Annotated in this window: 15 protein-coding genes; 9 read left to right on the forward strand and 6 right to left on the reverse strand. The window is 47.0% G+C overall.

The features are described 5' to 3' along the window. Positions 1-140: 140 nt before the first annotated feature. Positions 141-1,439, reverse strand: coding sequence for a hypothetical protein (locus ACJJIT_RS13230; protein ID WP_444898687.1), 1,299 nt, complete (start codon positions 1,437-1,439; stop codon positions 141-143). Positions 1,440-1,654: 215 nt separating this feature from the next. Continuing rightward, positions 1,655-2,254: a LysE family translocator gene (locus ACJJIT_RS13235; RefSeq protein ID WP_444898688.1), complete on the reverse strand. Its 600-nt coding sequence runs from the start codon at positions 2,252-2,254 to the stop codon at positions 1,655-1,657. Positions 2,255-2,388: 134 nt separating this feature from the next. On the opposite strand from ACJJIT_RS13235, the gene ACJJIT_RS13240 reads away from it, so the two are divergent. Together ACJJIT_RS13240 and ACJJIT_RS13245 are read left to right on the forward strand one after the other, a co-directional pair. Further along, positions 2,389-2,859 carry a DUF6841 family protein gene (locus tag ACJJIT_RS13240; protein ID WP_444885574.1) on the forward strand — a complete coding sequence of 157 codons (471 nt, stop codon included), beginning with the start codon at positions 2,389-2,391 and terminating at the stop codon, positions 2,857-2,859. Between the two features lie 46 nt (positions 2,860-2,905). Continuing rightward, positions 2,906-3,367, forward strand: coding sequence for a hypothetical protein (locus ACJJIT_RS13245; protein ID WP_444898689.1), 462 nt, complete (start codon positions 2,906-2,908; stop codon positions 3,365-3,367). Between the two features lie 258 nt (positions 3,368-3,625). Here the strand turns inward: ACJJIT_RS13245 and ACJJIT_RS13250 are convergent, their stop codons facing one another. Then, on the reverse strand, positions 3,626-4,774 hold the full coding sequence (locus ACJJIT_RS13250; RefSeq protein WP_444898690.1) for an epoxide hydrolase family protein: 1,149 nt from the start codon (positions 4,772-4,774) through the stop codon (positions 3,626-3,628). A 128-nt stretch (positions 4,775-4,902) separates the two neighbouring features. On the opposite strand from ACJJIT_RS13250, the gene ACJJIT_RS13255 reads away from it, so the two are divergent. Both ACJJIT_RS13255 and ACJJIT_RS13260 read left to right on the forward strand, forming a co-directional pair. Continuing rightward, entirely contained in the window at positions 4,903-5,991 is a 1,089-nt protein-coding gene (locus ACJJIT_RS13255; RefSeq protein WP_444898691.1) for a PA0069 family radical SAM protein, read from the forward strand. A 60-nt stretch (positions 5,992-6,051) separates the two neighbouring features. Further along, positions 6,052-6,330: a GIY-YIG nuclease family protein gene (locus tag ACJJIT_RS13260; RefSeq protein WP_444885578.1), complete on the forward strand. Its 279-nt coding sequence runs from the start codon at positions 6,052-6,054 to the stop codon at positions 6,328-6,330. A gap of 31 nt (positions 6,331-6,361) precedes the next feature. Here ACJJIT_RS13260 and tmpT read toward each other — a convergent pair whose 3' ends face one another. The 3 genes from tmpT to ACJJIT_RS13275 all read right to left on the reverse strand — a co-directional run bounded on the left by tmpT (position 6,362) and on the right by ACJJIT_RS13275 (position 8,788). Beyond that, positions 6,362-7,000: a thiopurine S-methyltransferase gene (gene tmpT / locus ACJJIT_RS13265; RefSeq protein WP_444898692.1), complete on the reverse strand. Its 639-nt coding sequence runs from the start codon at positions 6,998-7,000 to the stop codon at positions 6,362-6,364. A gap of 274 nt (positions 7,001-7,274) precedes the next feature. Then, positions 7,275-7,802 carry a DUF1097 domain-containing protein gene (locus ACJJIT_RS13270; RefSeq protein ID WP_444888464.1) on the reverse strand — a complete coding sequence of 176 codons (528 nt, stop codon included), beginning with the start codon at positions 7,800-7,802 and terminating at the stop codon, positions 7,275-7,277. A gap of 290 nt (positions 7,803-8,092) precedes the next feature. Next, entirely contained in the window at positions 8,093-8,788 is a 696-nt protein-coding gene (locus ACJJIT_RS13275; protein ID WP_444898693.1) for an SDR family oxidoreductase, read from the reverse strand. A 54-nt stretch (positions 8,789-8,842) separates the two neighbouring features. On the opposite strand from ACJJIT_RS13275, the gene ACJJIT_RS13280 reads away from it, so the two are divergent. The 5 genes from ACJJIT_RS13280 (at position 8,843) to ACJJIT_RS13300 (ending at position 12,488) form a co-directional block, all read left to right on the forward strand. Beyond that, positions 8,843-9,163, forward strand: coding sequence for a DUF3301 domain-containing protein (locus ACJJIT_RS13280; RefSeq protein WP_444888462.1), 321 nt, complete (start codon positions 8,843-8,845; stop codon positions 9,161-9,163). A gap of 14 nt (positions 9,164-9,177) precedes the next feature. Continuing rightward, entirely contained in the window at positions 9,178-9,426 is a 249-nt protein-coding gene (locus ACJJIT_RS13285) for a DUF1653 domain-containing protein (RefSeq protein ID WP_252085197.1), read from the forward strand. A gap of 161 nt (positions 9,427-9,587) precedes the next feature. Next, the gene (locus tag ACJJIT_RS13290; RefSeq protein ID WP_444898694.1) at positions 9,588-10,655 is read left to right on the forward strand and encodes a saccharopine dehydrogenase family protein; all 1,068 of its coding nucleotides are present in this window, start codon (positions 9,588-9,590) and stop codon (positions 10,653-10,655) included. 256 nt (positions 10,656-10,911) lie between these two features. Then, on the forward strand, positions 10,912-11,418 hold the full coding sequence (locus tag ACJJIT_RS13295; RefSeq protein ID WP_444888459.1) for a phosphatase PAP2 family protein: 507 nt from the start codon (positions 10,912-10,914) through the stop codon (positions 11,416-11,418). Continuing rightward, the gene (locus ACJJIT_RS13300) at positions 11,415-12,488 is read left to right on the forward strand and encodes an MJ1255/VC2487 family glycosyltransferase (protein ID WP_444898695.1); all 1,074 of its coding nucleotides are present in this window, start codon (positions 11,415-11,417) and stop codon (positions 12,486-12,488) included. The genes ACJJIT_RS13295 and ACJJIT_RS13300 overlap by 4 nt, the downstream gene beginning before the upstream one ends. Positions 12,489-12,598 lie beyond the last annotated feature (110 nt).

A 12,598-nucleotide genomic window follows, 5' to 3' on the forward strand; every position in this document is an offset into this window, starting at 1 on the left:
CTCTACTGTCGGCAATCACCGCAAACTTGAGAAACCTTATACTCTGGAAACAACTCAAATGAGAGTAAAAAACTGGGGGATTCAGGAATGCATCTATTAACTATAAACTTAGGAAGAACTGCTATACTTTTAAAGCAGCTTTATTCAACAGCATAACCATTGGAAATATCGGTAATTAATTCCATGTAAGTTTTCACATATTTAAGCGCACTCTCCTTACTGATAAGTGGCTCACAATAACCAAAAACAAAAACACCTTCCCCACCTAGAGCGTAAGTCACCAGCATGATGGGATGCGCCCCATGAGTTTGAACAGTCATAACCAAACCAAAATCAAAGAATTCCAATAAGCCCGTATACCCAAACACATCCCCCACATTAGAAACACAAAGACCTGACGGGAAATAGTTTTTTTCAGAAGCATAATACTCAGCCAGATCTTCTATCTCCACGAGCCTATAATCGAGCTTCAAAGGAGGATCAAAAAAACTTTTACGCCTTAGACATAAACGAACTTTTTTTTGTATTAGCCGTGCAAGACTCAACAAATCGAGACTGGTATCTTTTGCCGATAAGGATAAAGTTATTGTAGTAGTACACTCTCCTACAACATCTTGATCTATTTGAGATTTACACAAGAATTGGGCATTAATAGGTAACATTAATTCTGTCATGGGATGGAAGCTTGGTAACGATCTTGCAGCGAGGACAGCAATAGCACTATAGATTGAAGTGGTTTGAACATTCTCCTGTTTTGCAAGCAAACAAAAATGATCGTGCAGCTTTTTAGGGAGAAGCCGATAAATAGAGCACCCACTCCGAGAGGAAGCATGTTCAGCCTTTTCAACCGGCCATTTTACGGTTTTACAATTATTATTGTAAACGGATAATTGTGGATTTTTAAGCCTCTGCCTTGAGCTAATATATTCCACCATAGATTTATCCATTATGGAGGCGGAAAACTGGTTTTTTTGCTGCCCCCTCAAGAACCTATCCAAGTCACGGATCAAAATCAATGCTGAACGTCCATCAATGGCAGCATGACTTACAACAAGAGCAACCCACATTACACATCCATGCTTATCGGTGTAAATCGTCAAGCGATAACTATATTTATCCAACTCAAGAATTTCATTTCCCAAGCGGTTAAACTCTGCTTGATAATCAAAAGAAGATGTATCGCTCTTAATCTCAGTAGGAATATCTCGGAATCCTACATCACAGAACCATTGAGCATAAGATTTTTTTTCCACTCGAGAACGGAGCATAAGATGACGATTATGTAGGTATTCCATCCCCTCCATTAACTCTTCAACACCTATAGACTTGCATGCTCTGAAGAAGACAACCAGTTGTACTGCACCCTTAGACCTCTCGGTCAACTCTACAAAGAGAGCCTCCTGAGCCCCAAGCTTACGAAAAGGTTTTGTTTTTTTCATAGCAGGCTCGCCCCTAAAGGGAGGTTACTGCCAATTAGTATAGAAAAGAAATAATCTAAGGCTTAATCATAAATCAATATCCCCTCCCGGCTTCCCTATGTCATTGCGAGCATCAATCTCACAGGGTGTGAAACCACAATCAATGAATATATGTAACGATATGGTCGCAAGAGATCCGGCTCACCAGTCAAGCCAAGCACCTTAGCTGTAAGGCGCTATTTTTCAAGAAATTGACTGTATAGCAGATAGATTGCGGAAGTTGCTAACAACGCCCCCATCACTCTATTAAATATTTTAATTCTCACTTCAGTCCCTAACACCAGCCTGATTCTATCCCCCATAAGTGCCCAGGCGGTTAATGACAAATAACAGACAAAAAAATAAATCCCCACAAAATAAAATAAACTGTTACTCTGTGGGCTTGAAAACAAGGCAACACCAGATACACAGGCAATCCATGCCTTTGGATTTAACCATTGCAGAAGAAACCCCTCATGGAAGCGCGGCAGGGTACGTTCAGCAACAGCTATCTCTTCCGTGGGCCCGCTGGCAACCTTGTACCCCAGATAGATGACATAGAGTGATCCAGCGATAGCAAGATACTGCAACACCTGTGGATAACGCTCCAGTACCTGGTAAAATCCAAAGCCGATCATGGCAAGCAGTAAGGTAAATCCTATTGTCGCCCCAGATACAAATGGAATGGTACGAGCAAAACCATACTGCACTCCAGATGAGACGATTACCATGTTTACAGGCCCTGGCGTAATCGACATAGTGAGAGAAAACCCAAACATAGCTAAGAACAAGGACATATTTACACTCGAATATTATTTAATTTATCATCTTAAAAGAATGATTATTATTGGGACGCAATCAAGATAAATAAGCGCTACTGAGAATGGCGAACCCTAAGAGAGTTACCCCAATTTAACTAAAGGAAATCAAGTTGAAAAGAATTATTCTCCTAGCAACCTTGCTCATGTGTACCAGCTTTCAATCACTCGCAGAGCCCACAGTCGAAGAACATATCACAGACTTCATTAATGAATTTTCTTCGAACAACATAAAAGGCTCCGCATCTCACTTCTTCACAGAATCACCTCACTTTATCTTTGGCCCACACATTTTAACCCCACAAGATTCAGCACAAGTAGAAGAAGTACTATCTAAAATACGTGATGGTCTAGCCAAGCGAGGCTATAAAAATTCCGAGATCCTTGAATTCAAGACATTCTTTCAGGGTGAGAATATGTCCGTTACAACAATACTGCTTAAACGCTACAGCTCAGAAAGACAGGTTCTGGATCATCAATGCAGCACTTATACATTGGCCAAGACTGAAGAAGGGTGGAAAATCTTATCCTGGCTCCCTTCCGAGCCAGAAAGTAATACAAAATGTTTTACAGGTAAAAGTTAAACAATAAAACAGTAGTAGCCCCTAAAAAACCTAGAGGGATTTAGAAATGAGATCTCATAGTGAAATCAGAGTGCTTCTTACAGAATTGTATCAAGTGATTTCTGGCCCAGAAGGATTCAAACGCGACTGGAAAAAACAATTATCGCTATTCACACCTTACGCTAAAGTCATTCGAACCTCTTTAGATGGTGAAGGTAATCCCCAGGCGCTGGTCATGAATATCCAGGATTACCCTGAAAATTTTCAGAGGGTGGTTGGAGATGCCGCTTTTTATGAGGTTGAAATTCACAATATTATTGAGTCTTTCGGCAATATCGCTCACGCATTCAGTAGTTACGAAGCCTGGAGAGATAGTGATAAAACCCAGTTTATCAAGCGGGGGATAAACAGCATTCAGCTTTATCACGATGGGCATTCATGGAAAATAGTCAATATGATTTGGGATGATGAGCGACCCGGACTAACCATGCCACCTAAATATAACCCCGAGACCGAAAGTGTCTCGTAATCCCAAATTGGCCCCAGAATAATTGATAACTCGGCAATTAGATTCATTAAGCTCAATAAAACCCTTTCGTATTGGAAACTGAGGAAATAATCTGTAGCCAGTTAGTAGAGAAACTCTACCAATTTTTGATATGACCAAGTGATGCCAGTTTCTGTCTGCGTAACACTGAGGCTCTTATCAATGGATGAGAACTTTATAGGGGGCCGGCTCTCGCCTTGAAGGGTGAGGGCTATCTTAATTGGGAGAAGTTACCAGCTTCTACTCCAAGCTTCTCTTCCAGGCCCTTATTTCCTCGACATATAATTCGGGCTGTTCAAAAGCCGAAAAGTGCCCTCCCCGTTTCAAATGATTCCAATAACAAATGTTCTTATAACGCCCCTCAGCCCAAGAACGGGGTATTCTTACCATCTCCCCAGGATAAATACTGACTCCAGTGGGCAATTGCACTACCTTTTCCTGATCGGGGCCATAGGGGGCATCGAAGCTTTCCCAAAATAGTCGCGCAGAAGAGGCCGCTGTATTTGTCAGCCAATAAAGCATGATATTGTCTAGTAATTCATTCCTGGTAAAAATACTCTCCAAAGTTCCCTGGCAATTGCTCCATAAATGAAACTTCTCTAATATCCAGGCAGCCTGTCCTATGGGAGAATCCGCAAGACTATACCCCAGTGTTTGAGGGCGGGTGCTCTGTTCCTTGGCAAAACCGGAATCCCAACAATTGAAGAATCGTATTCCGGCCAGAGCCTCTTTCTCTTCCTCGCTGGGCCAATGCAAGGCTTCAGCGGTTGGCTCTTCCTTGGGATTATTGATATGAATAGCCCTGCACGCGCCCAGATTCTGTATGCCAATTTCAGTGGTCACCGACCGGCCCCAATCTCCCCCTTGAGCCAAGTACGATTGATACCCCAGGCGATGCATTAGGGTATCCCAGGCAGCGGCAATTCTTGGGATACCCCACCCCGTCGTTACAGGCTTACCCGAAAAAGCGAAACCAGGGAGCGATGGGCATACCACATGGAAAGCCTCCTCAGCACTCCCCCCATATTGAGTCGGCTCAGTCAGGGGCCCTATCACTTTGAGAAATTCCACAAAAGAACTGGGCCAACCATGGGTTATTACGATTGGCGTGGCGCTTCTATGACTGCTTTTGACATGAATTAGATGAATTTCCAGGTCGTGAATGGTTGTTATGAACTGGTCATATTGATTCAGCCTCTGCTGAGTGGCATACCAGTCATAGTCATTTAGCCAATAATCACAGAAATCCTTAAGATAATTCAAAGGGATTCCCTGCGCCCATCCATCTACGGTTTCTGCCTCAGGCCAACGTGCCTCCCGTATCCTTCGGTGCATATCAGCCAGCTGAGATTCTTGTATATCAATCCTGAAAGGTTGGACCTGAGCCATTCGTAGATTCCATCTCCTGAGTGAGCTGACTAAGTAGCCGCGGATAGACAATTACAAAGATTGATTGGCCATTGCTTTGTACTGAACCAAAACCGTAAACTGTACAAACATACAGCACCCTAGTTCCGATGAAAAAAATAGAATCAAACAATCCTCAGCCCTTACATAAAGGGCGCGGAGCCGCCAGTAATATCACTGGTCGTTTTGCCGAGCACATCAGTACACGGGAAAGCGATGGTTGGCAAACCGAGGCTGAGCCTCTGGAGCGACTACTGACTACCGCCATTGAAGAGAAGGCCAAGTCGATTATCGCTACCAATCAATCGCCCGACATCCCCTTTACTCAGTCTATCAATCCTTACCGTGGCTGTGAGCATGGTTGTGTCTATTGCTACGCGAGACCAGCTCATGCCTATATGGATCTTTCCCCAGGGCTCGACTTCGAAAGCAAGATCTTTTTTAAGGCTAACGCGCCCGTATTGTTGGAGCAGACGCTGCGCAAACCAAGCTACACCTGTTGTCCCATAGCACTAGGCGCGAATACAGACCCATATCAGCCTCTGGAGAAAGAGAAAGGCATAACCCAGGCATTGCTAACAGTAATGCAGCAGTTTCGACAACCGGTCACCATTGTCACCAAGAGCCAGCTGATTTTACGGGATCTTCCCATCTTGGCTGAGATGGCACAGGACAACCTTGCTCAGGTGGCAATTAGCGTGACTACTCTGGAGAGGGATTTAAAAAGGAAATTGGAACCCCGCACAGCGGGGCCTTCTGCCCGCCTGCGTACTATCGAACAATTGAGCAAGGCTGGGATACCCACGGCCGTACTTGCAGCTCCAATGATCCCGGCACTTAATGACTGTGAGCTGGAAGCTATTTTGAAGGCCGGGCGGGATTCAGGTGCCGAGAGGGCGGCCTATATCCTCCTGCGGCTACCCCATGAGGTGGCGCCACTTTTCCGTGAGTGGCTATCACTACATTACCCACAAAGGGCCGACCATGTAATGAGTCTGATACAACAGAGCCGCGGTGGGCGGGACTATCAAAGTGACTTTTCCCAACGCAGAACCGGTACAGGGGTTTTCGCTCAGTTACTGCGGCAGCGTTTTATTGTCGCCATTAGGAAATTGGGGTTAAATCACCGGCGCCTATCCCTGGATAGCAGCCAATTTAAAACACCACCCCTAGCCGGCGAGCAGCAGTCCCTTTTTTAACTGAGCTATGCGTTTTAACCTACAAGAAACTGAGAAAAACCCCTTGCGGACAAGATTTTAATGGATGCCTGGTTTTTGTATTTAATCCGCACTTCCAGCGGTACCCTCTATACGGGGATAACTAAAGATATTCAACGACGCTTTGCCGAGCACTGTGGTGGCGGGGCCAAAGCGGCCAAGGCCCTTCGCGGTAAAGGGCCTCTCACACTTGAATATCAGGTAAAAACTCAGGATAAATCTTCTGCACTGAAATTGGAAATCGCCATCAAGAGGTGGCCCAAGCATAAAAAAGAAGCGCTTATTGCCGGCACAATGGCATTGCCTGATTTACCCAGCTAACCATCATTTTGCCCTCGTGAGCCCTAAGCGACTAGCGCCTGGTAAGCAGCCAAGCCACTTCCATCGCTGGTACCAGCCCTTTTAAGCCACCTGGCACATCCCTGGAGGCCAGCATCTTCAGGTGATAATCCGCATTGTAACGCTCAAAAATCTCCTGAGAGCTGATGGAGAAGGGGGGACCCGCTAACTCAGACTGCTCATACTCAAAAGATATCAGTAATTGAGGGGCCACTTTTGTCATCGCCATCAAGTGCTGGGCATACACTGGGCGAATGTCTTGTGGCAACGCCACCAAGGCGGCACGATCATAGATACCATCAACTTCCTGTAGTATTTCCATATCCAGGTCGAAAATATCCCCTACATAAATATCAATATTGCTGGCCTTATAGCGCTTAAGGTTGGCAATTTGCTCGACTTCTGGGGTTATATCCATCTCTTGAAATAGTTGCTCTACCGCCATTTCACTCAGCTCGGCACCAACGACTCGATAACCTCCAGAAAGCAACCAGGCGATATCACGGGTTTTGCCACATAGTGGAACAAATACTCTATCGCCTTTGGAGAGAGAAAGCTGTGAAAAGAACTCCGACAGTAAGGAATTACCAGAGGCTTCGTGGAAAGCTATATTATTTTTCTTCCACTTCTCATGCCAATATGTCGCTTCCATGTTGCACCCCCGTGTGCATTCTAACGGTTATTTCTGATAACTCTGACGGATAATTCAGAGATCCTTCACACTCACTAAACCTAATATAAAAGGTATTCCAGTTCAGACTCTGCTTCAGGACCGGAAGCCTCTGGCTCAGTGAAAGCCAGTGCAGTTAAAAAAACAAAGGCCCCTGTAAATACGATGCTCTTCAACATTACCGATACCTCAGGTCATTTCTTTCACAGATTTAGTGGGAAACCGGAGTACTCACTCTGTCTTCAACAGCCACAAGTTATTTGCTTTTCGTCGATCCAGAGATAAAGAGTTTTCCCGGCCAGATAAAATCAACCAACCCCGCGACTATCGCGCCAAGTACAGCAGCAGTAATAAGCAGGAAATAACCATCTAAAGAGATCGGTTGCTGAGCTGTGAAAGCGATCAAGATACCAATCCCATAACTAATAATATTGCCAACCCCAGTAACCAAACCCATTGCCCAGGCCCCAATGGCCGATAATAATAAGGCCATAGGTAAAGCTAACCATGGTTGTTCCAGTTGCCACCCTGCAGTTCCCACAATTGCGACCAATCCTAGCCCAAGCCCTGTAACTGCACAGGCCAGGTTATAGCCACCGGAACGCAAGCTGCCGCCTCTAGCAAAATAGGTAACAGCACCCAGGGCCGCCACCCAGCTGGGCACACCAACAAGCTGGGCTGCCACAATCGCCAAAGAGGCACTCAGAAAAATCCGCAACCCAGTAAAAAGACGTTCCTGAGATTGCCCGTTACTATGTTCGAGACTTTCAGTTACGCTATTCATTACTTTCTCTCAATCTCCGCTGCACGCATTAATGACTGGCAATTCCTTGCCTAAATGCTTTCTACGCCACGCTGACTACTGATAACAATAAGTGGAGGAGCTATAGTCATCCCTCCATTAAGTGTATTTTCTCGCGTCTTTTGAATTTACGGGTAGCAGACTTCTTCCGCATCCTTGCCCAATCTTGCAATCGGTACAAACATGCGGCAAATTCAGGGAGTGGTTCTACCTACCCAAAGGGCGTTTTCTTAGTAGGTGATCAACTGAGGCCAATTGAGGAGATATGGGGATTACCAGGGGATTTCACTGCCATCATAATTATAAAATCGTCCACTCTTACCCTGACCCGCTTGCGTAAGCAGTTTCTTCAGGGCAGCCACACTTTGTGCCGTTGAAATCAGGGCACCGGGACCTCCCATCGCAGTTTTCACCCAGCCCGGGTGCAGGGCCATAACTGTGATTCCGCGATCATGGAGATCAATCGACAAGCTTTTAACGATCTGGTTGAGTGCTGTTTTGGAGCTTCGATAAATATAACCACCGCCAGAGCGGTTATCGGCGATACTGCCCACCTTACTACTCATCATGGCTATCAGCTTGTAGTCGCTGGCCGCCACGTTATCGCAAAAAGTTTCCGCCATCATATATGGCGCAATGGTGTTGGACTCCAATACGCGGCGCCATTCTTCCCGGTCCACTTTGCCAAAACCAGTGCCTTTCGGGCCGTAATATCCCGCATTATTGAGCAAGATATCAATAGGCTCCCCTTTCAAGGCCTTACCGAGAGCAATCATTTGCTCATAGTCGGTTACATCCAACTGGATGGGCTCTATCAGTGGGTATTTAGCCTGTAAGGTGTTGAGTTCATCGGCCTTTTTCAGATCTCTACAACAGGCGAATACACGCCATCCATCCTTGGCAAACTGGGCAGTCAACTCAAGACCTATGCCTCTATTACAGCCGGTGATCATTATGGTGCCAGACATCGCCTCTCCTTCAGTGTTATTCTTGCAGATCGCGATCATAGCAACTGTAGAACAATGTACTACTCACCCGACAATCTACTTTGGTTATTACTATTAGCTACCGTGGCTTGGTATATCTGGGCCAATATGGCAGCAAAAGAACATGTTAGGCGCGCTGCGGCCAATCACTGCAAACAACTGGGAGTGCAACTTCTCGACGATACGGTTGTGCTGGTACGCACCCGCTTAAAGCGTGACCGTCGAGGCCAGATCAGCCTGCAACGCAGTTATGAGTTTGAATTTACTTCCACTGGAGAACATCGCTATTCCGGTGTAGCAATTCTCCACGGCCGCCGTATTGAGCAGCTACAGCTGTCTCCACACCATTTGAGTTAACTTGGTATTTGTTGATGAAACCCGGCCTTTATCGCCACTACAAAGGAAATCTTTACGAAGTCCTGCACACGGCCATCCATAGCGAAACAGAAGAGCTCCTGGTGATCTATCGCGCTCTCTACGGAAACTATATTGTTTCGGCTAGACCTTACGCTATGTTTAGCGACACAGTCTCAGAGGATGGAAAAACATTCCCCCGCTTTAAACTCGAAAAAGCCTTCGAAATGATGGATAACACCCACGTAAAAAAAGCGCCAGAATAAATAAATCCAATCAGTCTCCAATCCCTGTCTTGCGCCATTTAATGCCAGAGGGATAACCTCTCGTGTCAGACAGAAGCCGATATTAATCGATAAAATTTGGCGCCTGACAAACAAGCTTGATCCTCTCGGACAACCCGCTCTCGTACCCACAAGGAAAACCGGTGAAAAACAAGAATATTATGATCTATGGCGCCTATGGTTACACTGGTGAGCTGATTGCCCGCCAAGCTGTAGCGCTGGGTTATCGCCCCATTCTAGCTGGTCGCAATGCTCAAAAATTACAGCCTCTGGCAGAAGCCCTTAATCTCCCGGCCATGGCCATCGACTTGGATAATACGGAAGTCTTAGAACGCAGCTTACGGGACGTTTATCTGGTTATCCACTGCGCCGGTCCATTTTCTGCTACCGCTGAATCCATGATGAGGGCCTGCCTCAACACTCGTACCCACTACCAGGATATCACTGGTGAAATTTCCGTTTATGAGACGGCACACCGTCTTGATGATGAAGCCAAAGCCAAGGGAGTCGTACTTTGCCCTGGTGCGGGATTCGATGTCATTCCTACTGATTGCCTCGCTGCCGCATTACACAAGGCTCTACCGTCAGCCACGCACCTGGCGCTTGGCTTCGACTCGGAGTCGAGTTTAAGCCCCGGTACAGCCAAGACCTCTATCGAAAGCCTCGGTATGGGAGGCGCCATTCGGCGCAATGGCAAAATCGAAACCATTGGCCATGGGCAGCTTACCCGCAGCATCGATTTTGGCCGAGGTGAAAAGTTTGCTGTCGCAATTCCCTGGGGCGATATCTCCACTGCCTTCCACTCAACCGGTATTCAAAACATTGAGGCCTACATCCCCATGAGCCCTGCAAGGGCAAAGAAGCTAAAGCGCCTGAATGGATTTCGTTGGCTGCTTCGTACCCAGTGGCTACAAAACTGGCTGAAAGCAAAAGTGAGCAAGTCTGTTCGAGGCCCCAGTGAAGAGCGTCGTGCCGGCCAGAAAACCTGGGTTTGGGGAGAAGTGCGCAATGACCGTCGCGGTGAGCGTAAAGTTGGCCGACTCACCACCGCCAACGGCTACGATGTCACCGTCTCTGGTTCCCTGGCAATCATGCAATATCTCCTCGACTATCAGGGCGAAGGGGGCTATTTCACGCCATCAAAACTCTGCGGCCATAAGCTGGTGGAGAATCTACATGGCTCTGGAACGATCGAAATCAAGTCGGCCTAGCCACTATTCTCAAAACCTTTCTGCTTTTTTCTAACGGACAAATCATGGAGCCGCGGACAGCTGCTCCTACTCTGTCTTTCCAGCCATTCCTTTCTTGGCGTCCTATTCACCTATCCCGAATCAATACTCTGCCAAGCTTTTAAGAGCGGCATATAGGCGTAAATAACGTCTATTTTGAGATTTCACTATTACGACATCATTTGGTCAACTCCGTGCAATAATCAATTTTTAAGTTTGCGGCATGCGAGACTTATCCATGAATTTGAAGAGTATTGATGTGTCCCTGGTTCTGTATCTCACGGAACGGGCGTCACGTCCCACTTCACGCAGACGGTACCTTTGGCTATCCAAATCTGGAGATGGCTGGCTCACCGTCGCCGTACTCCTCAGTTATATTATTTCCAATGCCGCCACTCAGCTTTTTATTGCCGCATGCTCTGGGTTGGCGGTAGAGCGCTCTCTCTATTGGACAATCAAAAACACGACCCGCCGCAGGCGTCCACCCCAGGCTATCCCCGGTATGCGCCCGATTATTATCGCCCATGACCGTTTCAGCCTGCCCTCGGGACATACCTCTGCAGCCTTTCTTTTTATTACATTTATGACTCAACAAGTCAGCCCAATGTGGGGATTAGGCTATATCTGGGCGACCGGGGTGGGCGCCGCCCGTGTAGGCTTGGGGGTACATTTCCCTTCTGATATTTTCGCCGGTGCCCTTCTCGGTTCATGTGTCGCATTAGCCACTGGCGCCGTCCTTTTATGAAAATACTCTATGGCGTTCAGGCCACCGGCAATGGACATATTGCCCGTTCGCGCACATTGGCAAAGGCATTGCAACAATACCCAGAACTTGAAATCCAATGGCTGTTTTCAGGTCGACCAAAGGAAAACCTGTTTGGCATGGAATTGTTTGGCGACTATTGGTGGCGGGAGGGAATGACCATTGTCCACAGTGAGGGGCGCCTCAGAAGCTTGGCCACGGTTGCCCAGGCTAAATTGCGCCAATTAATCCAGGATGTCCGCAAACTGCCAGTTAGCGAATACGACCTAATTATCAGTGACTATGAACCTGTCACCGCCTGGGCGGCAAAAATGCGCAAAAAGCCCAGTGTGGGTATCGGTCACCAATACGCTTTTTTACACTCGATTCCCATGCCCAGGTATAACTGGCCTTTTCATACCGTTTTACGTATCTTTGCTCCCACAAAAAAAAGCCTGGGTTTGCACTGGCATCACTTTGGAAACCCCATATTACCGCCCATAGTCCCCCCTCAACCCAAACCCGTGAGTGACACAGAAGATTACATTCTGGTCTACTTGCCCTTTGAACACCCAATACCCATGCTGGAGGAACTAGCCAAAGTAGAACGGCAATTTATTGTTTACGGTGTGCCAGAAAATCTGCCCACGGCAAACAATATCCAGATAAAGTCGCCTTCCACACTAGGATTCCAACAGGACTTGGTCAATGCCCGTGCAGTAATCTGTAACAGTGGTTTTGAATTACTGGCAGAGACCCTGGCTCAAGGCAAACCCATCCTAAGCCGACCACTGGCCTATCAATTTGAACAGGAAGCCAATGCCCAAGCACTGGAACAACTAAAGCTGGCGAAGATCGTACGCTCCATAGATGCCAATAGTATTCACACCTGGTTGCAGGAGGGGCCCAAATCTGTACGTATCCAATGGCCAGATGTCGCACAAGCTATTGCTGCCTGGATAGCACAGGGCTGCAAGCGAGACCCCGCAGATCTCGCCCGCAGTTTATGGCGACAAGTGACCCCCCGCCCCACCGAAGGGTCTGCACCCAACTACCAGAACGCTACCGACTAGCCCTTCTTTTTTTTGCGCTATCCGCAGTTGTAAAGACCATTGCCAGTCTATGGCCCACGACCTTCTACCACCATATCGCCAAGCGCATTCACACAAAAAGTCATTGCCCA

This window comes from Microbulbifer mixtoriginis (SeqCode), from assembly GCF_052467515.1.